Origin of the sequence: Alkalihalophilus lindianensis (genome assembly GCF_032843265.1) — a bacterium.
In the GTDB taxonomy this organism is placed as follows: Bacteria; Bacillota; Bacilli; order Bacillales; family Bacillaceae_D; genus Alkalihalophilus; species Alkalihalophilus lindianensis.
In genome coordinates this window covers 1-231 of record NZ_JAWJBA010001116.1, presented here as the reverse complement: position 1 = coordinate 231, position 231 = coordinate 1, and the positions used below count along the sequence as shown (strand labels likewise).

General features: G+C 37.2%; 1 protein-coding gene. It reads right to left on the bottom strand.

The window, feature by feature from the left end; genetic code table 11:
- A partial coding sequence (locus tag RYX56_RS25565) for a cyclic nucleotide-binding domain-containing protein (RefSeq protein ID WP_317124546.1) occupies window positions 1-231 on the bottom strand: 231 nt, incomplete at both ends.

Genomic DNA, 231 nt, shown 5'->3' with positions numbered 1-231 from the left:
CTTGTGCTTAGCCAGGAAACAAGGGCATTCATCGCTTCAGCATCTGTCAAAACAAAGTCTTCAAACTGTTCCCTTTTGATGATAAGCAGTTCACAATCAGTCAATGTTTTTGCGTAAAATTGGTATCGAGGATTTGCTTTAAATAGCTGATACTCAACAATTAGTTCTTGATTGTTTAAAATTTTTAGAATAAACTCTTTGCCACGTACATGGACCCTTCCGAGGGCAATA